Below are 19,968 nucleotides of genomic sequence, written 5' to 3'. Positions count from 1 at the left end.
GACGGTATACCGGGCGGCCCGAGCGCCGTAAATCCCCGGCGCTCATGCCCGCCCGCTCGGAATTTCATCTCGCGACAGGGACGCTGAGGTGCGTCTGTTGGCTGTTGCCAAGCCAGGTGTCCCGGCCCAGCTTGCTCGGTTCCTTGCGGGACAGGCGGAACTGCTGCTGCACGCCCTCGGTGAGTCCCAGCTCCAAATCGTACTCGAGCGGGTCCTTCACGAAGAGGGCCACCACCTCGCGCACCAGGGGGAGCAAATCGCCCTCCGGCATCAGCCGCCTGTAGGCGCGCGGCGGCAGCGGGCTGACATGGATTTGAATCTTCCCCGTCCTGTCGAAGGCCTTGCCACCCAGCAGCATGTTGCGCCCGAGGATGTTGTTCAGGCGGCCCAGCTGCACCCGGGCGTCGATGTCCACCCAGCGGCCCACGAACTGGCGCACCGTGACGCGCGCGCCCTCCAGGTCGTCGCCCATGACGTCCTGGAGCGCCACCTCCAGCTGCTCCGCGGTGCGGAAGCGCCCGGCCAGCAGCGGGGCGATGCGCAGCAGGCGCCAGGTCGGCAGCTTGCTCTCCAGGGGGCGCTCGTAGGTGTCGAAGCCGCCCAGCGCGAGGAGCCGCTTGGACCACTGGTCCGTGAAGGACGTGTCCGTCTCGCTGGAGAGGCGGTACTTGGACTCAATCCGGTACAGCAGCGACAGCAGCCGGTGGTGGAAGAGGTCCAGGAACTCGCGCCGCACGGGTTCGTCCGGGTCCTCCTGCGCGACTTCCTCCGCGATGTAGTGGGGCAGGGGGCTCACCGAGCCCGTCAGTCCCAGGAAGCTCGTCACGACTTCGAACAAGGGCCGCCTGGCGTACGGGTCGTCCGCCCGCGCCGGCACGTGGTGGAGCGTGACGGAGTTCACATCGCCAGAGGGAAACCCCAGCGACGGGTCATGCCGGAAGCGGATCATCTCCTCGTTGACGGGCCCGGGCCCGCCCACGCGCACCACCTGGGCGCGGGCGTCGGCCTGGGAGCGGGTGTCGCCCTGGGCCCTGGCCTCGGCCTGGGCCCGGGACGTCAGCCGCTCCAGGAAGGCCACCAGGGGAAAGAAGCCCGCCCGGGGTGCCGCCTCCGCCAGTTGACGCGCCGCCGCTACAAGAGCGTCTGCGTTCCGTTCCTCGGAAGCCACGTGTACTCCGTCTGCGAGGGGTGGAGGCGGATGCTCAGCTCATTGAAGGAGTTGATGGTGACGTGGGACGCGAGCAGCTCCTCGAGGATGCAGCCGAAGAGGAACGAGTCACCCACGCCCATGAAGTTCTCCTCGTCCAGGTCCACCCGGGTGCGGTGACCGCGCAGCGGCGCGCCCTCCAGGAAGCGCGTCACCGGCTTCGTCTCCACCGCGCGGATGGCGTTGATGCGCAGGCGGCTGGCGCGCGCCGACAGGTTGTCCGTGAGGGAGTGGAAGTTGTAGAGGTCCATCAACCGCCGCAGCGCCGCCGCGTCCGCGAGCGAGTGCTGGTTGATGGCCAGGTGCGACAGGAGCCTCCAGTGCAGCTCCGAGCCCAGCGGGGCGCGCGCCGGCCGGCTCACCGGGGAGATGTTCTTGAACTTCGCCTGTGTGGGGCTGCCCGCCGTGGAGGCCGTCAAATCACCCACCTGGAGCCGCGAGGGCAGCGAGCGGTTGGTGCAGGTGAGGTCGATGGACAGCGCCTCCTCCGAGCCCAGCACCGGCGGCACGTCCCGCGGCGTCTCCAGGGTGATGTACGTGTCGATGCCGTCGTCCAGCGGCGAGTGCGTCCGGCGCAGCCGGTAGAAGGACTGCTGCGCGTCGCCGCCCGCGGTGTGGCTGAACTCGAAGAAGGGCCGGTACATGCGCCGCTCGTTGCGGCCCGCCTGCAGGCCCGTCACCGCGTCCACCGAGTACACCTCGGCGTGGTTGGCCGGCAGGTCCGACGCGCGCAGCAGGTGGTCCCCGTCCAGCACGCCGTGGAGGACGGGGTCCGCCGGCACGCTGAAGAGGTTGACCACCGGCGCGCAGTGCAGCCGGAACATCTCCCGGTGGATGCGCGCGTCCAGGGGCGGCGGCCGCTCCAGGTGGAAGGCAATCTCGAACTTGTCGTCCTTCACGCCCGTCGCGGCGTCCAGCCCGCGCACGTCGAAGAACAGGAACTTCTCCGGCAGCGTCAGGTACTCCTGCAGGTGCCGGTAGCCCTCGCTGGCGCGCGGCCAGGGCAGCAGCTTGAAGTCCCTGTCGAAGCCCACCGGGTGGATGGCGTTGGCCGGCAGCTTGAAGCCCTCGCCTTCCGACGAGACGCCGCGCACGCGCACCTGGCGGCAGTAGCGCAGGAGCCACAGCAGCACCACCGACGCGGCGGACAGCTCGCCATGGATGAACAGGCGCAGGCCCTGCGGGCGGAACACCTCCGCGCGGCCCTGCTCCGTCGTCTGGAAGAACAGCCGCAGCACCGGGGACGTAATCGACGCACGGTCCAGCAGCGCGTCCGTCAGCTGCACCGGCAGCAGGTCCACGTCCGACGTGGTGCGGAAGACGCAGCTGGTGCCGTCGATGGGCTGGGAGGCCACCTCCGCGCCCGCGGGCAGGCGCGAGCGGCCGCGCAGCGCGCGCAGGTTGGGGGAGAACTCGACGATGGTGGAGGCCGGCAGCGGGCGCAGGTAGTGCGGCAGCAGCAGCTCCGTGAGGCCGTGCACCAGCTCCGGCACGTCGTCGTCCACCCGCTCGCGGATGCGCGCCGTCAGGAAGGCGAAGCCCTCCAGCAGCCGCTCCACGTCCGGGTCCGCGCCGCGCTCCACCAGCAGGCCCGCGACGGAGGGGTTGGCCAGCCCGAAGGCACGGCCCATCTCCCGCAGGTACGACAGCTCGCTCAGGTAGTACTTGCTGAACATCCTCGCCCTTTGCCACTCACCCCGTGGCTCACCACAGGTCCACGCGTCCGCCCGGATGCACCTGCGTGTGGAAGCGCACCATGCCCCGCCTGTCTCGCGTGGCCAGCTGGGCACTGATGTCGAAGCGCAGCGCCGTCGGGTCCGACGGGTCCGCCGCGTACTGCACCACCACGTTCTTCAGCCGCGGCTCGAAGTCCTGGATGGCCGTGCGGATGGACTGCGTCATCCGCGGAATGGCTGAGGGGTACGAGTGGACGATGTCGTTCAGGTCCAGGATGCCGTACGCCGGAGCCGCCACGGACTCACCCCTGCGCGTGTTGAGCAGGTTGCGCAGGTGCTCGGCGATGGACTCCACCACGTCGCCGGGTGGCGCGAGCGTGCCGTTGCCTTCGGCGATGCGGGACAGCAAGCCTCGGGAGCCCATGGGTGTCTTCTGGTTTCAGCCTGGAATCCCACCCCCGACCGCCCGCGTACACGACTGCACGGGCGGCCGGCGGGAGGAGCGCATGATTAGCGCTGGGTGTCCCAGGTGTCCTCGTGCGTCACGCCACCGTTGGTGATGGTCCAGTTGATGGTGTGGAACACCAGGGTGATCTCCTCCATGGGAGGAAGGTTGGTGCTCGCGGGCACGAAGGAGTCCGGGACGTACTGCTTGATGCTGTTGACCCGGGCCTTCTTGATGGACGTCGTGTAGAACTGCTCGGTCGTGCCGTCGCCCGTCGGGTTCGGACGGAAGAACTTGAAGGTCGCCTCGATGACCTGGTTCTCGCAGAGGGCCTTCATGAGCAGCGGCGACGCCTTGTCGATGCGCTTGCGGAAGGTGATGCCCTCGTACTGGCGGCGGCCCGTCGCGAGACCGGAGCCGGCCTCACGCGCGGTGAACACCTTCTGGTCGTAGTAGACGCACTCGATGGAGTCCGCGCGGCCCAGGGACGTCTGGGTGCTCTCGCCCGTGATGTCGGTGCCATTCGCCTTCAGGTACAGGTGTACTGACTCAGCCATGCTTCAACCTCTTCGCATTGCGCGCAGTGCGCGCTGTGGGTCCGGACTCCCTGCGAGCCCGGGTGATGGAGCCCCTCTAAACTAGCTGATTCTACCGACAGAGCGTGAAGAGGCTCACTCCTTGTCCAACTTGCCCACGAGGGACAAGGTGAACGACGCACCCATGTACTTGAAATGCGGGCGCACCTGCAGGCTGCAACGGTACCAGCCGGGCTGGCCGTCCACGTCTTCCACCGTCACGCGCGCGGCACGCAGCGGGCGGCGCGAGCGGACCGCGGGCGCCGGGTCATCCATGTCGGAGATGTACTGGCTCATCCAGTGGTTGAGCTCGCGCTCCAGGTCCGACTTCTCCTTCCAGCTGCCAATCTGCTCGCGCTGCAGCACCTTGATGTAGTGCGCCAGGCGGGTCATGATGAACATGTAGGGCAGCTGCGTACCCAGGCGGTAGTTGGTCTCCGCGGCCTTGCCCTCGGGCGTGTTGCCGAAGAACTTCGGCTTCTGCGCGGAGTTGGCGCTGAAGAACGCGGCGTTGTCGGAGTCCTTGCGGAACACCAGGCCGATGAAGCCCTCCTCGGCCAGCTCGTACTCGCGGCGCTCGGTGAGCATGACCTCGGTGGGAATCTTGGTCTGGATTTCCCCCATGGCCTCGTACTGGTGCAGCGGCAGGTTCTCCACCGCGCCACCGGACTGGGGACCGATGATGTTCGGGCTCCAGCGGAACTTGGCGAAGGAGTCCGCCACGCGGCTCGTCATGGCGATGGAGGCGTAGCCCCAGAGGTAGCGCTCGTGGCTGCCGACGACGTCCTCGGTGAAGTTGAAGGCCTTCACGGGGACGGTCTTCTCACCGTAGGGCAGGCGCAGCAGGAAGCGCGGCAGCGCCAGGCCCACATAGCGCGCGTCCTCGCTCTCGCGGAACGAGTGCCACCGGGCGTACTGCGGACCCTCGAAGAGGGACTTGAGGTCCTTGAGGTCCGGCAGCTTGAGGAAGCTCTGCTCGCCGAAGATGTCCGGCGCGGCGTTGGCGATGAAGGGCGCGTGAGCCATGGCGGCCACGGACGCGCACTTGCGCAGCAGGTCGATGTCCTGCGGGCCCACGTCGAAGTCGTAGTTGGCGTTGATGACGCCGTAGGGCTTGCCGCCGAACACACCGTACTCGTTGGAGTACGCGAGCTTGTACAGGCCGCTCTTGGTGACTTCCGGGGCGTCCTCGAAGTCCTTCTGGAGGTCTTCCTTGGAGACGTTGAGCATCTCCACGCGGGTGTTCTCGCGGAAGTCGACGCGGTCGACCAGGAACTTCAGCCCGCGCCACGAGGACTCCAGCTTCTGGAACTCCTTGGCGTGGAGGATTTCGTTGACCTGCGCGGACAGGCGCTTGTCGATTTCGGCAATCATCGCGTCGACGAGGGCCTTGTCCACGCGCTCCTCGGAGCGGTGCGGCGCCAGCATCTCGGTGATGAAGGCCTGCACGCCGCGCTTGGCGACGTCATAGCCCTCGTCCTTCGGCTTGAGCTTGGCCTCGGACAGAATCTCGTCGAGGAGGGACAGGGAGGCGTCAGCGGCGACGCCCGTGGACTTCTGGGTCTGGGTCTCGTTAGCCATGGTGGTTCAAATCCCCCGGAAAGGGCTACTTGGTCTCGTCCTTGAGGCCCAGCTCCTTGATGAGCGCCTTGCGGCCCTCTTCGTCGGCGAGCATCGACTGCAGCTTCTTGCGGAACGCGGGCAGGTTGCCCAGGGGCCCCTTGAGGGCGTTGAGCGCGCTGCGCAGCTCGAGCAGCTTCTTGAGCTCGGGGACCTGGTTGACGACGCTCTCCGGGGAGAAGTCGGCCAGGTTCTTGAACTGGAGCGTGACGTTCATCGTCGCGTTCGGGTCACCGGCGAGCTTGTCCGCGGCGGTGAGGGTGACCTTCAGGTTCTGCTGGGCCATCACTTCGTTGAAGTTGGCCTTGTCGACGTTGATGGGCGCGCGCTGCTCGAGCGGACGGTCATCGGCCTGGCCCGTGTAGTCCCCCATCATGAGGACCTTCAGCGGCAGCTCCACCTGCTCCTGGGCGTTGCCCGTGGCGGGCTTGTAGACGATGTTGACGCGCTCGGTAGGGGCGACAGAACTCTCTTTGCTCATCTGCGGCATTCTCCTTGGGTGCTGCGTTGGTGGCGCGGGCGTCGCATGGGGAGGAGCTTCGCCGCGGTACAACAGGGTTGCATCAGGCGCCGACGCGCAACGCGGCAGAAGAATCCAACCGCGCTAGACGACGATACCGGTTTCGAACTTTTGCTGCCACCCGTCCCCCCTCCTTTTCCCCAGGGGTTCGGGTCGACAACCAGCCTTCGAGGCACGCGGCCGCGAGGGCCGGCTCCCAGGTGTCGAGAGAATGGGCAGACACCTCCTCGTCGAGCGCGTCGTAGACGGCACGGGCGAGCGGGAGCTGTCCCGCATTGGCGCACAGCCGCGCCAAGGTCAGTCGTGAGAGGAATCGGGCGCGGCCGGTGGTGGCGGAGACGACGGCGCCCTGCAACAGGGTGACGGCTTCGTGGACGCGGCCCGCGGCGAGCAGCGAGCGGGCCTCCTCCTCCAGGGCAGGTCCGCTTCCGATGCTGGACGCTTCCGTCGGGAGCGAGAGCGACGGCAGGGCCAGCGCCACGCCCGCGCCGGAGGACGTGGTGGTGGGGCTCGCGGGGAGCACCTCCGCGCGCAGCCAGGCGCGGGTGGCCTCGTCGGTGAGGGGCGTGCCGTTGGCGGCGACAAGCTCCTCCGTGCCGGGCATGCGGCGCAGCTGGGCGCCCAGCTCCTGCACCAGCGCCGCGCGGGCGGCGGTGTGCGCCTCGCCCAGGCCCGTCAGGGCGGCGGCGCTGAAGCGGTGGAGGCCGAGGGCGAAGCGGTGCTGGCCCAGGGCGGACTCGGCCTCGTCCAGCAGGTCGGCCCAGCGCTGGTTGGACTCCAGCGTCTCCAGCTTGGTGTGCAGCGCGGCCGGAAACGGCGGGAGCGGCGTGCGGCCGTTGGCGCCGGTGGCGGGCGGGCGGGACAGGTGCAGCCACAGGCCCGTGCGCAGCAGCCGGTAGGACAGCGGGTCCTCGACGCTCGCGCGGCGCAGGGCCCCGGCGGCGCCCAGCAGCGCGGTGCCCACGGTGCGAAGGAAGTCCGTCACCGCCTCCGCGCTGGACAGGTCCGGTGAGGCCGGCAGCGTCGGGAGGGCAGGCACCACCACGGGCGCGGCGGCGGCCTGCGTGGCGGGCTTCCCGGCGGAGGCCTTCAGGGTGTTCGCGGCGGCGGTGCCCGCGTTCGCCGCGGCGTTCGCTCCGGCCGTGTTCCCAGAGGTGGCGTTGCCCGAGGCCCCCTTCGTTGCGGCACCGTTCCCGCCGGCCGCGTGCCCTGCGGCACCCTTCGCGGCAGAGCCGTTCCCGGAGGCCCCCTTCGCGGACGCACTGTTCCCGGAGGCGCCGTTCCCGCCGACGCCGTGCGCGGCAGCACCGTCACCACCGGCACCGTGCGCGCCCGCACCGTTTCCGCCGGCATTGTGGGCGGAAGCGCCGTTACCACCGGTGTTGTTCGCGGAAGCCTCGTTCCCGGTGGCACCGTGCGTGGAAGCGCCGTTCGCGTGGGCGGATGCGGCCTCCTCGTTCGTGGCCGACTGCGAGGAGTCCTGCGTGGGCGCGGGCTCGGGGGGAGGGGGCAGCCCCGCGCGCAGCCGGGCGATGGCGTCCTGGATTGGGCCGAAGGCGGGGGCCGAGTCGGCGAAGCGCTCACGGGACACCTGCGCCAGCCGCTTCATGGCGATGGCCAGCGCCTCCAGGGACTCCGCGCTCACCGTGGCCTGGTCCACCGAGGGGAGGATGCGGCCCATCCGCTCGACGAACCAGCCGACGGCGTTGGCTCGGCCTCGCAGCCGCTTCAGCTCGGGGTAGAGGTCCGGCCAGTACCGCTCGGTCACCTCGAGGAGGACGGCGGTGCCGGTGGCCGCGCCGTCCAGGCCGCGCGTGGCGTAGAGGCCGTAGGCCATGTACGCCGCCAGCCAGAGGTCCTTGGTGGTGCCCTTCAGCAGCTCGCCCGCGCCCTGGACCACGTCGTCCCAGCGCACACCGGCGCTGGCCGGGGACTCCAGCCTGGCCACCTCCGTGGTGATGGCTTCATAGGCCGGCTCGTGCTTCGCCTGCACTCCGGCGGGGGCGCCGCCAGGCACGGGTTCGGCCCAGGGACGGGCACGCTCGCGAAGCTCTTCGAGGGTGGGCGGCATATGGCGGGCGTTCGGTGTCACGGAGCCAGCGCGCGCAGCAGCTGCTCCAGGGTGGTGGTGGGAGCGTCGATGACCTGGCGCGCGGCGGCCTTGAGGCCCTTGCGCGCGTTGTCGATGGCGGCGGGCCGCTCCGTGCGCAGCGGCCACACCTGGGCGCCCGGGCGGCCGGGTTGGGCCAGGGCCAGGAAGAGGGCGGGGATGGGCGCGCCCAGGCTGAGCAGCAGCCGGGGCCGCTCGCCCTCGGACCAGAAGAAGGCGGGAGGCTGGCTCGGCCAGCGCAGCAGGCGCGAGGACAGCTCCAGCCACGCCACCGGGCCCACGCGAGTGGACAGCGGGCAGTCCAGTGCCACGCCGGCCGGGGACTGCTCGCGACCGCGCTCGCCGACGCACGCGGTGAGGAAGGTGTGCAGCGCGTAGTAGCGACCGCCGTCCGGAGTGCCCTCCACCACCGGGCCGAGCAGGTCCTGGGTGTGGTGCTCCGCCAGCGCGGCGTCGCGAAGCCGCTGCGCCACGCTGAAGTCACCCGGCCCGGGAAGGGGAAGCGCCGCCGCGCGCTCCAGCAACTGCGGCACCTCCAGCTCCGCCGCGGAGCGGGCCAGGACGGCCGCCGCGCGGAGGAAGGGCTGGAAGGCCTCCGGCGTCAGCGCGAAGCGCGGGGCCGTGGCCGCCGAGGCCACCTCGGTGAAGACAGCCAGCGGAAAGGCCCGCCCGACGCTGTCGACGCTGGGCGACATCAACCCCACCAGCGCCTGCTTCTGTCCCGGCGCGGTGAACACGAAGCTCACCGGCTCCGAGGGCAGGTCCACCCGGGCCCGCCGCGCGCGCTCCACCCCTTCCTCCATCCAGCCGTAGAGCTGGAGGGCGAGGGGCGTGGCGGCGTTGAGCCGGATGAACTCGGCCTGGCGGGGCGTCTTGCCCAACAGGCCGATGCGAGGCGACTGCACCGTCATGTCAGGGGACTCCGCCACCGGCGATGGCCTGGATTCCGCAGCCGGCCTTCTTCCTCGCGATGCCCGCGGGCGGCTGCAGGCCCGGATCCCGGAAGATGGCCAGCAGCTTCGAGGTGTTGCCCCCCAGCCCGAAGAACGGGTTGGCGGTGCGCTCGGGGCGGAAGTCGATGGAGACCAGCGCTCCGTTCATCTCCTCGATTTCCCACGTGGCCGTGAAGTAGCGGCCGTCCGCGCTGGGCTCGATGCGCTTCACGCGCTCCAGCAGGCGGAACAGGCCCCACTCACCCTCGGCCTCCAGCGCCGTCTCCGTGGCGCCGTCCGCGCTCTGCACGAGGATGCGCGCGCCGAGCTTGCCGGCCTGGCCCGGCCAGATCATCGGCTTCCACACCGTGTCCGGACCGTTGCGGTACGTCTCGTCCGTGCCGTCCAGCGTGAAGGTGATGGAGGAGATCTGCGAAGCGGTGCCGTCCGAAGAGATGCCCGGACGCAGGCGCACCTGGAAGCGCACCAGCGGGTCCACCGTGTCCCCACCCGGGAAGAGCGTGGTGGCCAGCGCGCCCTGCTTCTCCAGGAAGGTGAGCAGCTCCGGCCGGAACATGGAGCCACCGGACGAGGTGAACTCCCACTTGCGGCCCGTGGCCACCACGTCCTCCAGCAGCTGCTCCTTGACGAACTTGCGCACCAGGCCACCTTCGGGCCGTAGGAACTCGGCCACCTCCGGCAGCGGCGCGTCCTTCTGCGACGTCCGGTCGAACGGGTAGAGCCCCTTGAAGGCCTGCCCGTACGTGGACACCACCTGCTCGCAGAACAGCTTGCTCTTCGCATCCGCCGTGCCCTCGAACACCACCGAGCGCATCTCCTGGAAGGGCGGCAGGAGCAGCCGCTCGAAGATGGCGACGTTGTCCGACTGCTTGCGCACCAGCATCTCCACGTTGGTGCGGGTGGACTCAATCTTGTCCAGCAGCACGCCCGACTCGGCCGGCTTGTCCTTCACCGCCAGCAGCGTGGTCTGCACCGTGGCGAGCTGGTCCTCGTACGAGTCCAGCGCCGTCAGCGACTCCTCGCCGTCCTCCGTCTTCGCCGTCTCCGTGGTGAAGCGGATGAGCGAGGCGAACTCGCGCTCCAGGTCGCGCGCCGTCATCTCCTCGGCGCCCGAGGGAGAGTTGGCGTCCAGCAGCTCCCTCTGCGGATCCACGGCCCTGGCCGGGTCCGAGCCGAACAGGCCCTGCAGCGGCCTGGGCAGCCGGCTGGTCGCGGACTCCACCGCCTTCTCGCGCTTGTCCAGCTGGACGTTGTAGGCGAGCGCGCGGAAGAGCCGACCGTAGGGCTTGGGCTTGCCGCGCGTCAGGTTGGTGAGCAGGCTCTCCATCTGCGTGAGGTTCTGCGGCGCCTGCACCCGGATGGAGCTGAGGAAGTCCTTCCACTCCTGCTGGTAGGTTTCGAAGTAGCGCGTGCGCAGCTCGCGGCGGGACTCCACCGCGTCCACCTTCTCGTCGCGGTCCAGCACCCAGGACTGCTGGTCCTGGAAGGCCAGCTCCAGCCGCTGGCGGATGACCTGGTCATAGGCGTTGCGCGTGAAGGCGCCACGCACCCGCTGGGGCGCGCTCATCTCCGGCACGGAGCCCACCAGCTGTTCCAGTGTCACGTCCGGGAACTCGTTGCTGACGTTGGCCACCAGCTGCGCCAGCTCCAGGCGCACCAGGGGCACGTTGTTGAGCGAGCGCCGCGCCGCGATGATGACGCCCTTCTCACGCGAGAAGGCGATGCGCTCGGCCCGCGCGGGCTTCTGCTCCTCCGGCAGCATCTGCTCGTGGGCGAGCATGCGCAGGTACGTGGATGCGTGGTTCTCCACCGCCCGCTCGTCCACCGCGTCACCCCGCACGCGCTTCCAGTGGTTGACGATCTGCTGCACGAGCCACTTCTGCTGCGTCTCGTCCAGCTCCGGTTCGCTCGGATCTCTCGGCGTCGTCGCCAGCAGGTACAGCTTCAGGTCGTCGAAGTACTGCCGGTACGCGTCGAAGTGCTTGCTGTATTCGGTGTCGCTGCGCACCGTGAGCAGGTCCGGGTTCTTCCCGAAGGCGTCCAGCCGCTGCTGGGTGAGCTCGAACTGCTTGCCCAGCAGCACGCGGCGCAGGGCGGCGTTATAGAACTGCCGCGCCTGCGGCAGCATCTTGTCACCCTGGTAGAGGCCGAAGCGCATCCACAGGGGCGGGCTGCTCTCGTCGTACTCGGTCAGCTCCTGCAGCCGGTTGCGCAACGGAGTCAGGTCCTCCACGCGGCGGATGTCGTCGCGCGGGTCCAGGCTCACGTCGGTGATGGCCTTCGTCACCGCCTGCGCCATGGCGCGGTTCTGGAAGAAGGACAGGGTGGGCAGCGACAGCAGCAGTGCGGTGGCCGCCAGGGCGGCGCTGGCCAGCACCAGCCCCTGCCGGCGCACCCTCGCTTCCTCCAGCGAGCTGCGCACCGCCATCTGCTGGTCCTGGAACATCACCTTGGTGAAGACGTCCCAGAGGAAGTAGCTGCGGCCTTCCGTGGCGCCGTCCGTCTGCGCCCGGCCGTTGGTGCTGCCGAACAGCTCCGCGGCGGACGGGGACACCTTGTCCACCGAGCGCACGTCCTGCGTGCCGCTGTTGAAGTACAGGCCGCGGAAGACGGGCGTGTCCTGGAACACGTTCTCCAGGAAGAGCGGCTGCAGGAACTCGGCGAGGTTCTTCCGGAGCGCGTCGAACTTCTGCGGGAAGCCGTAGATGTTCTCGCGCGTCTCCAGCCGGCGCTCCTGGCCCAGGCGGCGCAGGGAGCGCTGCTCCAGCACGGAGAGCATCTCGTCGAAGCGCTCGCGGAACAGGTCCGTGCTCGCCTCGCGCTGCTGCTCCACGGGCACCGTGAAGCCCCAGATCTGCCCGCGCTCCACGCGCGACAAGTCGGAGAACATCTCCACGAAGCCGGGGAGCAAATCACACTTGGTGATCATCACGTACACCGGCACCAGCATCTTCAGCCGGGTCGTGATTTCGTCCATGCGCTCGCGGATGGTCTGCCCCATCTCGCCCACGGCCTGCGGGTCCGCGTTCATCAGCTCGCTGACGCTGATGGCCACGATGAGGCCGTTGATGGGACGGCCGGGGCGGTGCTTGGCCACCGTGTCGATGAAGGCCAGCCACTCCGGGCGGTCCTCCTCGGCGCTGGTGTAGCGGCCCGCCGTGTCGAGGATGACGGCCTCGTTGGTGAGCCACCAGTCGCAGTTGCGCGTGCCGCCCACGCCGCGCACGCCGCCGCGCGCGGAGAGGTAGGGGAACTTCAGCCCGGAGTTGCGCAGCGCCGTGCTCTTGCCCGCGCCCGGGGGCCCGACGATGAGGTACCAGGGCAGCACCGCCAGCGCGTCCTTGCCGCCGCGCGCCAGCTTGGAGGTCTTCAGCGCCTCCACCGCCTTGGTGAACTCGGCCTGCATGGCCTTGATTTCAGGCTGCAGGTCCGGGCGCACGGTGGCGGTCTGCTCCTCCGCCTGTGTCGCCAGCGCGCCCTCCAGCTTCTTGGCGGCGCGGCGCGCGCGGATGCGCTTGACGAGCCAGACGACGCCCATGGCGAGGAGGCCCGCGAGCGCGGCGAAGAGGGCCGCCTCTTTCGGCGTGAAGTTCAGGAAGCTCAGCAGGACGAAGATGGGCGCGCCAATGCCCAGGAGTGGCAGCAGGTACGCCATCATGGCGCATCCCCCGTGGAGGCCGTCGCGGCGTTGCCGCCCGTGCTGGCCGTGTTCTTGGCTGCGTGGACCTCGATGCGGCTCTTCAGCTCACCCACCGTGTCGTTGATGAAGAACTGGAGCACTCCGTAGAAGAGCACCGCCACCGCCAGCGCGCCGCCGGAGATGGCCAGCATGGAGGCCTTCTTGCGCTTGGACAGCAGCGACTCCGTGGGGCGCTCGCCGTGGGGCGACAGCACGTCGAAGTCGAAGGGGCGCGCGCGCTCCAGGTCCTTCTGCACCGTGTCGATGAGCGTCATCAGCTCCAGCTCACCGCCGCGGATGCGGTAGCGGCCCTGGAAGCCGAAGAGCATGCACAGGTAGTAGACCTGCAAGACCTCGGCGCGGTGCGGATCCTTGCGCACGGTGTTGAGCCGGCTGAAGAAGCCGTCACCGGCGACGTTTTCATTGAAGTAGTGGAGCTGCAGCGGGTTGGAGCTCCAGAACTGCCGGTACTCCTCCGGCCGGCCGAGGACGACCTCGTCGATGAGCGCCACCATCGCGTACGCCATGTCCTGCGCGTCCTGATGGCTGAAGCCCAGCACCGCGGCGCGCCGCAGCAGCTCGTCCACCACTCCGCGCAGGCGGTGGTGCAGTGTCTCCGGCGGGGGGACGGCCGCTGCATCCGAGCCGCGCAACTGAATGGCGGCGTCGAAACAATCCTTCGTGGCTTCAGTGACTCGGTCCATGGGCAGGGCAGGGCGTCAGCGATTGGCGGTGGGGACCGCGAGCAGCTCCACGCTGGTGCGGCTCGCGTCGAAGGGCTGCGGCAGGTAGAGCGCGAGATTCCGGTCTCGCATCACGTTCTTCCAGTAGCCGTCGTTCAGGCTGAGGCTGAAGTAGACGGTGCCCGGCTGCACCGGTACCTCGGGCGGCGGGCGGTACGTCACCGCCAGCGGCACGCCGGGCGCGGCGGCCTGGAGCAGCGCGCGGATGTCGTCCCACGCGGCCACCTTGGAGAGCTTGGGCAGCTGCTCCGCCACCGTGCGCTCCGGCAGCTCGCTGCGGACGGCCAGGAGGAACTGGCCGCAGCGCTCCAGCCGCTCGTCCTCCAGCCGGCCGCGGAACATGCCGTCGGTGCCCACCGACAGGTCCACCGTCAGGCACTGCTCCAGCGCCACCGAGCGCATCAGGTCGGTGATGCGGCGGAACAGCTCCTCGAAGGTGGCCCGGAGGTTGGTGTACTGGAACGAGGGCAGCGTGGACGGGTCCGCGCTCACGGAGAAGGTGCACAGCTGCCCTGCCGTCTGGAGGAGCGTGAGGTACACGTCACGCGGCCGCAGGTTGCCCGCGTCCAGCGCGTGCTGGAGGTAGGGGATGGTGCCGTTGAGCGCGTTGAGCTCCAGGAAGAGCGTCACGTCGCCCGCGGTGAACTCCAGCGCGGACGCGTCCCGGTGCCGGCGCCGCGAGGACAGCTGGCGCTGCTTGGACACCATCAGCCGCAACAGCGTGCGCAGCTCGTTCATGATGAACGGCGCCGCGTCGATGCGCAGGCTCGGGGGGATGTACGTGTCGACGAGCGTCAGGTTCCCCGACTTGTCGCGGGACAGCTCGCACAGCTTGATGGCGTCGAAGTCGTCGCGCGGCTCGGTGCCGAACAGGAGCCGCACGTTGCGCTGGCCGAAGGCCACCTGGGAGATGGAGGTGGAGGCCGTCAGGTCGCTGATGGGGCGCGCCGCGGGCGTGTAGCGCGGGCTGCCGCCCAGCCGCTCCCCGCTGCCGAAGCTCTCCACGCCGCTGCGCTCGCGCGGCACGCCCAGGTACACGTCCAGCGTGCGCTGCGCGGGAGGGAAGTAGCCTTCCGCGGGGCGCGCGGGAGGGGCCTCGGCGTCACCGGCCTCGAAGGACACCGGCAGCCCGTCCGGGAGCACGCCAACGAAGCGCGCCAGCTGGACCTGGCCGGCGCGCAGCGCCTCCATGTCCAGCTCCAGGGCCACCACGCCCCAGGGGTACGGCTCCATCGCCGCCAGGCGCACGTCCAGGAGCTGCTCGTGGTAGAGGTCCTGCTGCTGGAGGTGGTGGGGGCTCATGAACATGCCCTCCGACCACACGACTCGCTGCACGGACTTCATACGTCTCTCCGCGGCGACGCGCTGTCGCCCGCTTGGGGTTGGGGCTCCGGCGCCCGTGAGACGGGACGGAGCATCAAGTCGATCTGGTAGCCCTGCAGCCGGTAGCGGAACACCTCGTCCTCCGGCTTCGGCTCACCCTGGTCTCCGGCGGGACGCTCCACGCACTGCGACTCTTCCACCACCGGCAGCACCGCCACGGTGCGCCACGAGTAGCCCAGCGGCTGGCGGAAGTGCCCCATGGCCAGCACGAAGCGCGCCTTCGGATCCCGCTGGACCCAGCGCTTCACCTGCCGGCCTGGCGGCACCACCACCTCCGCCACCTGCAGGAGGTCCTCCTTGAGGAGCTCCTCCGGCTTGCCCCACAGGTCCTTGAAGCCCGCGCGCTCCAGCTTGACGCTGTCCTTGAGCTGGACGATCTGCACCACGGTGGGCAGCGAGCGCCCGCGCGCGTCCGGGTTGAGCTGCTCCGCGGCATCCACGACGACCTGGAAGGGAGGGGGCGTCTCACACGCCTGGGGCACGCGCTTCGCGCAGCCGGTGCTCCCGCCCAGGACGAGCGCGAGCGCGACGACCACACCCCACCGAAGACACCGGACGGCCTGCCCCCCCGTCACGGCGCCAGTGTGTCTATGCGCCAACATCCAGAATCCTTGGAAAGAGCGCCCGTAACACCAGGCGGTTACGTGCAAAGCGTAAACTGCCAGACAGGACGGACTGGTTTCAAGCCACCCCCCCAACGCCTGCCTGACTGCCGCTAGTTCTCCGAAATCTTCGAGCCCTTGATGATGATGTCGCCGCTGGCGGTGACTTCAATCTTTGCGCCCTTGAGGACGACGTCCCCGTTCTTCTTCACCTGAAGGGTGGCGGAGCCTACCTTGAGGGTGAACTGCTCCTGGGCGACCAGGGAGATTTCCTTGGCGGACAGGGTGTAGCCGTCCTTGGTGGCGTGGTTCATCTTCCCGCCCACGCTGATGAGCAGGTCCTTCTCCACCTTGAGGGTGCGGGACTTGCCGACCTCCTCGGAGAGGTCTCCGCCCACCTGCATGGAGCGCGAGCCCTTCACCGTCTCGGACTTCTTGGCGCCCACGACTTCCACCTTGGCGCCGCCGACCTGCTCGGACTTGAGGCCGCCCACCAGCTCGTTGAAGGCGGCGCCGACGGTGAGGGCGAGCGCGCCGCCCACGTTGACCATCTTCCCCAGGCCCACCGTCTCCGCGGAGGCCATGGCCACGTTGAGGCTCTGGTTGCCGCTGACGCTGATGGACTGGTCCCCGACGACGGCCTCGGTGTGGTTGCCGGTGACGGTGGTGGAGCGGTTGCCGGTGACGGCGAGCGTCTGGTTGCCGTGGATGGTGCTGTCGTCGTTCTTCAGCACCTCGAGGGACTGGTTGCCCTCGATGACGCGCGAGCGGTCCTTCTTCACGAGGAGCGTCTCGTTGCCGCGGACCTCCTGCGTCTTGTCGTTCTCGACGATGATGTTGAAGTCCTTCTGCGCGTGCAGATAGACGAGCTCGGAGCCGGCGGCGTCCTCGAAGCGCAGCTCGTTGGAGCCGTCTCCGCCGGGGCTGGAGCTGGAGCGCAGGGTGCTCTGCGTCTTGCTGCCGGGCAGGTCGACGGGGGTGGGGTTCTGCCCGTTGTAGACGCTGCCGGTGACGATGGGCCGGTCCGGGTCGCCCTCGAGGAACTCCACCACCACTTCATGGCCGATGCGCGGCAGGTACAGCGCGCCCCAGCCCGGGCCCGCCCAGGCCTGGCTGACGCGAATCCAGCACGAGCTCTTGTCGTCCTTCTTGCCCTCGCGGTCCCAGTGGAACTGGACCTTGATGCGGCCGTGCTCGTCGGTGTGGATTTCCTCGCCCGCGGGGCCCACCACCATGGCCGTCTGGGCGCCGGGAATCACCGGGCGGGGCGTCACGCGGGGCGGGCGGAAGGGCACCTCGGCCGGCTGGCAGAGGAACTCGTTGCGGTAGCCCTCGCGGCTGCGCAGCGAGCCCTGCTCGATGCTCAGCGCTTCCGACTGCTGGCCGATGTGCCGCACGGAGACTGGCAGGTACTTGCGGTTGAGGACCTCGTCGGGGTGCTCGGCCAGCTCGAAGGAGTGGCCCACGCAGATGCGGCGGCTGTAGCTGGCGCCCGTCACCGTCTCCGCGCGCGCGCGCAGCTCCTCCAGGCGCACCTTGGTGAGGCCCTTGCCGGAGCCCGTTTCATCGTAGCGGCCGGGGTAGTCGTAGATTTCGAGCGCCGTCTCGGCACCCTCGGCCTCCGTGGCGGTGCTCATGTCCTGCGAGGGGCGCAGGAAGTTGTAGTCGCGCAGCACCACGGCGCCGGGCTGTACCTCCGTGCGCGCCACCAGCTCGTGCACGTACTCCGCCGAGGCCACCATGTGGCTGCGCTCGCGGAAGACGAGCTTCGAGTCACCCTGCATGGCGGGGTTGGCGGAGTCGCCGTCACCCAGCACCATCATGTGGGCCTCCTCGGCGTGCTCGAAGAAGTAGAAGATGCCTTCCTCCTCGAGGAGGCGGGAGACGAAGTCCAGGTCCGACTCGCGGTACTGCACGCAGTAGTCGCGCTTGGGGTAGGTGCCGTTGAGGGCGAGCCGGTGCTCCACCTTGGCCTCGTCCAGCACCTTGTGGACGATTTGCGGGACGGTGAGCTCCTGGAAGATGCGGCTCTTGCGGCGGTGGCGGAGCGTCCACAGGCGCGGCACCACGGTGGCGCGGTAGCGGCGGCGCTCGGGGCCGCTGCCCTCGTCCCAGCGGGACATGCGCGACACGATTCCGTGGAAGAAGCGCGCGGTGCCGTCTCCGAGCATGATGGTGAGGCGCGCGTCCTTGCCCAGCAGCGACTTCTCCTCCACCTCCACGTCGGGCTTCGCCGCGAGGGCGACCTCCACCGCGTAGGGCTGGGACAGCGTCTCCTCTGCCTCGAAGCCGAGCACTGCCAGCTCTCCCGAGGTGAAGGCACCTGCCTGGAACTCGAACTCGGCCTGATTGGCGAGCAAGGCGGCGTTCGCGATCATCTCGGGATCCCCCGGCGCAAGGCCCCGCATGAAGTGCGTGGCCCGTGAGTGGTGGAACAGCATGCCATGAATTGGCGTACCAAGGAGGGCTGACGCGAAATTTTCATTGGCGCCAAAGAGCAGCCGGGCGAATTCGGCAGGGCCATCCGGCCGAAGTCGGGTTTCGGTGTAGAGTGGAAAAGGGGGGCCGGCTTGAAACCGCGGGTAGCTCCGGGATACCCAGACGGCTTCCACCCGGGAGAACCATGAGAAGAAGAGAGCTCCTGCACCGCGGACTCGCGCTGGCTCTGGCGCTGACGTCCACGGCGGCCGTGTCCCAGACGGTCCTTCCGAACTTCGAGTTGGAGCGGCTGGAGTTGAACCCCGGCGCGGAAGGCTCCCTGGTGGTGGGCATGGGTGAGCTGCTGCCGGCGGGGGACTACCGCGTCTCGCTGGTGGCGGCCTACGCGCACAGCCCGCTGCTCCTGGACCTGGATGGAGAGGCCTTCACCATCGTCGGTGGGCGGGCCACCACGCATGCGGCGGTGGCGTACGCCGTGACGGACTGGCTCCAGCTGATGCTGCAGGTGCCGATGGTGTTCCAGACCACGGGGGACCTGGCGGACACGGGCTATGCGGCGCCGTCGGCGTTCGGGCTCGGCACGCCCACGGCCACGGCGCGGGTGGGGCTGCTGACGCAGGACGAGGCGGGCGGTGTCGACCTGTCGATGGAGCTGGGGGCGGGGCTGCCGGTGGGGAGCGCGGCGACGCTGGCTCGGGACAGCGGCATGTTGCGGCTGGCCCCCAAGCTGATGGTGGGCCGCCACTTCGGCTTCATTCGCGCGGGCCTGGAAGTGGGCTTCATGCGCCGCCTGCGGCAGCGCATCACCCAGATTTCGTCGGTGGCCCAGGACCAGATTGGCAACGAGCTGCGTATCGGCGCGGCCATCGCCACCACGGGTCGGCGGCTGCGCTGGGAGATGAATGTCCGGGGCATGGTGCCGCTGACGGACCAGCCGGGAGCCGCGGAGCTGCTGCCCGGAGTTCGCTACCTCGTCAATCCCACTTTCGAGATGTTCGCCATGTTGGGCGTGGGGGTGGGCTCGGCGCCAGGCACGCCGCTGTTCCGGATGATGGTGGGCGGGGCCTACGGCGACGCGACGCCCCGGCGCGGGCCGGGGGAGTCCTCGGTCAACTGCGAGCCCGGGCTGCCGCACACGCTGGAGGAGTGCCCGGACATGGACGAGGACAACGACGGCGTGCGCAACATCGCGGACCGGTGCCCCACGGTGCCCGGCGACGTGGCACGCAAGGGCTGCTCGGCCCAGGACACGGACGGCGACGGCCTGGAAGACATGCTGGATGCGTGTCCCTTCGAGCCCGGCCTGGCGGCGAACCAGGGCTGCCCGCTGCGCGACGCGGACAAGGACGAGACGCCGGACGAGACTGACAGCTGCCCCAATGACCCGGGGCCCGCGGACAACCGGGGATGCCCGGTGCGCGACACGGACAAGGACGGCATCGACAACGACAAGGACGAGTGCCCCAACGAGGCCGGCCCGCCCGAGCGCAACGGCTGCCCGGAGTCCGACTCGGACAAGGACGGCGTGCCCAACCGCGTGGATAGCTGCGCGAACGAGGCGGGCGTCTCGGAAAACAAGGGCTGCCCCGGGCACGTGCAGGCGCTGGTGGAAATCAGGCCTGGCAGGCTGGTGATGCTGGGCAAGGTCTTCTTCGAGCCGTCCCAGGCCCGAGTCCTGCCCAGCTCGTTCGGGCCGCTGGACTGGGTGGCGCGCGTCATCAAGGAGCACCCGGAGATGCCGCTCGTCGTGGTGGGCGCGCACACGGATGACCGTGGCTTCCCGGCCGACAACCGCCGGCTGTCCCAGGCCCGTGCGGAGGCCGTGCGCCAGTACCTCATCAGCAAGGGCGTTCCCTCCGAGCGGCTGCAGGCCCAGGGCTACGGACAGGACCGCCCCATCGATACCAATGCGACCTCCATCGGCCGTGAGAACAACCGCCGTGTGGAGTTCATTGTCGTGGACCCGGAGCAGGAGAAGGCGGGGAGCCCCCGGCAGTAGCCGGGCCCCCGGTCCAG

14 protein-coding genes are annotated in these 19,968 nt (G+C 69.4%); 1 reads left to right on the top strand and 13 read right to left on the bottom strand.

The window, feature by feature from the left end; translation table 11 throughout:
• Nucleotides 1-64 precede the first annotated feature (64 nt).
• The 13 genes from tssG to G4D85_RS39520 form a co-directional block, all read right to left on the bottom strand.
• Nucleotides 65-1,168, bottom strand: coding sequence for a type VI secretion system baseplate subunit TssG (gene tssG, locus G4D85_RS39580; RefSeq protein ID WP_164019428.1), 1,104 nt, complete (start codon nucleotides 1,166-1,168; stop codon nucleotides 65-67).
• Nucleotides 1,132-2,883 (bottom strand): type VI secretion system baseplate subunit TssF, encoded by a 1,752-nt coding sequence (gene tssF / locus G4D85_RS39575; protein ID WP_164019427.1) that lies wholly within the window; start codon nucleotides 2,881-2,883, stop codon nucleotides 1,132-1,134. Before tssF ends, tssG begins: the two co-directional genes overlap by 37 nt.
• Before the next feature lie 28 nt (nucleotides 2,884-2,911).
• Nucleotides 2,912-3,307 carry a type VI secretion system baseplate subunit TssE gene (gene tssE / locus G4D85_RS39570; RefSeq protein ID WP_164019426.1) on the bottom strand — a complete coding sequence of 132 codons (396 nt, stop codon included), beginning with the start codon at nucleotides 3,305-3,307 and terminating at the stop codon, nucleotides 2,912-2,914.
• An 86-nt stretch (nucleotides 3,308-3,393) separates the two neighbouring features.
• Nucleotides 3,394-3,885, bottom strand: a complete 492-nt coding sequence (tssD, locus tag G4D85_RS39565) for a type VI secretion system tube protein TssD (protein WP_164019425.1) — start codon at nucleotides 3,883-3,885, stop codon at nucleotides 3,394-3,396.
• 114 nt (nucleotides 3,886-3,999) lie between these two features.
• Entirely contained in the window at nucleotides 4,000-5,484 is a 1,485-nt protein-coding gene (gene tssC / locus G4D85_RS39560; RefSeq protein WP_164019424.1) for a type VI secretion system contractile sheath large subunit, read from the bottom strand.
• 25 nt (nucleotides 5,485-5,509) lie between these two features.
• Entirely contained in the window at nucleotides 5,510-6,004 is a 495-nt protein-coding gene (gene tssB / locus G4D85_RS39555) for a type VI secretion system contractile sheath small subunit (protein ID WP_164019423.1), read from the bottom strand.
• A gap of 82 nt (nucleotides 6,005-6,086) precedes the next feature.
• Entirely contained in the window at nucleotides 6,087-8,114 is a 2,028-nt protein-coding gene (gene tssA, locus G4D85_RS50465; RefSeq protein ID WP_164019422.1) for a type VI secretion system protein TssA, read from the bottom strand.
• A 17-nt stretch (nucleotides 8,115-8,131) separates the two neighbouring features.
• Nucleotides 8,132-9,064, bottom strand: coding sequence for a type VI secretion system-associated protein TagF (tagF, locus tag G4D85_RS50460; RefSeq protein ID WP_164019421.1), 933 nt, complete (start codon nucleotides 9,062-9,064; stop codon nucleotides 8,132-8,134).
• Nucleotide 9,065: 1 nt separating this feature from the next.
• A complete protein-coding gene (gene tssM / locus G4D85_RS39540) occupies nucleotides 9,066-12,764 on the bottom strand; it encodes a type VI secretion system membrane subunit TssM (protein ID WP_164019420.1) in 3,699 nt (1,232 codons plus the stop codon).
• On the bottom strand, nucleotides 12,761-13,489 hold the full coding sequence (locus G4D85_RS39535) for a DotU family type IV/VI secretion system protein (RefSeq protein ID WP_164019419.1): 729 nt from the start codon (nucleotides 13,487-13,489) through the stop codon (nucleotides 12,761-12,763). The genes tssM and G4D85_RS39535 overlap by 4 nt, the downstream gene beginning before the upstream one ends.
• Before the next feature lie 15 nt (nucleotides 13,490-13,504).
• Nucleotides 13,505-14,872, bottom strand: coding sequence for a type VI secretion system baseplate subunit TssK (gene tssK, locus G4D85_RS39530; protein ID WP_164019418.1), 1,368 nt, complete (start codon nucleotides 14,870-14,872; stop codon nucleotides 13,505-13,507).
• A complete protein-coding gene (gene tssJ, locus G4D85_RS39525) occupies nucleotides 14,869-15,447 on the bottom strand; it encodes a type VI secretion system lipoprotein TssJ (RefSeq protein WP_164019417.1) in 579 nt (192 codons plus the stop codon). The genes tssK and tssJ overlap by 4 nt, the downstream gene beginning before the upstream one ends.
• Before the next feature lie 179 nt (nucleotides 15,448-15,626).
• Complete coding sequence (locus G4D85_RS39520) at nucleotides 15,627-17,891, bottom strand: type VI secretion system Vgr family protein (protein WP_164019416.1); 2,265 nt, start codon at nucleotides 17,889-17,891, stop codon at nucleotides 15,627-15,629.
• Between the two features lie 245 nt (nucleotides 17,892-18,136).
• Here G4D85_RS39520 and G4D85_RS39515 point away from each other — a divergent pair, with 245 nt between their 5' ends.
• Nucleotides 18,137-19,951, top strand: coding sequence for an OmpA family protein (locus G4D85_RS39515; RefSeq protein WP_164019415.1), 1,815 nt, complete (start codon nucleotides 18,137-18,139; stop codon nucleotides 19,949-19,951).
• The last annotated feature ends 17 nt before the right edge of the window (nucleotides 19,952-19,968 follow it).

This window comes from Pyxidicoccus trucidator (assembly GCF_010894435.1).
In the GTDB taxonomy this organism is placed as follows: Bacteria; Myxococcota; Myxococcia; order Myxococcales; family Myxococcaceae; genus Myxococcus; species Myxococcus trucidator.
The sequence above is the reverse complement of the archived record's forward strand: the minus strand, read 5'-3'. Positions and strand labels throughout refer to the sequence as shown.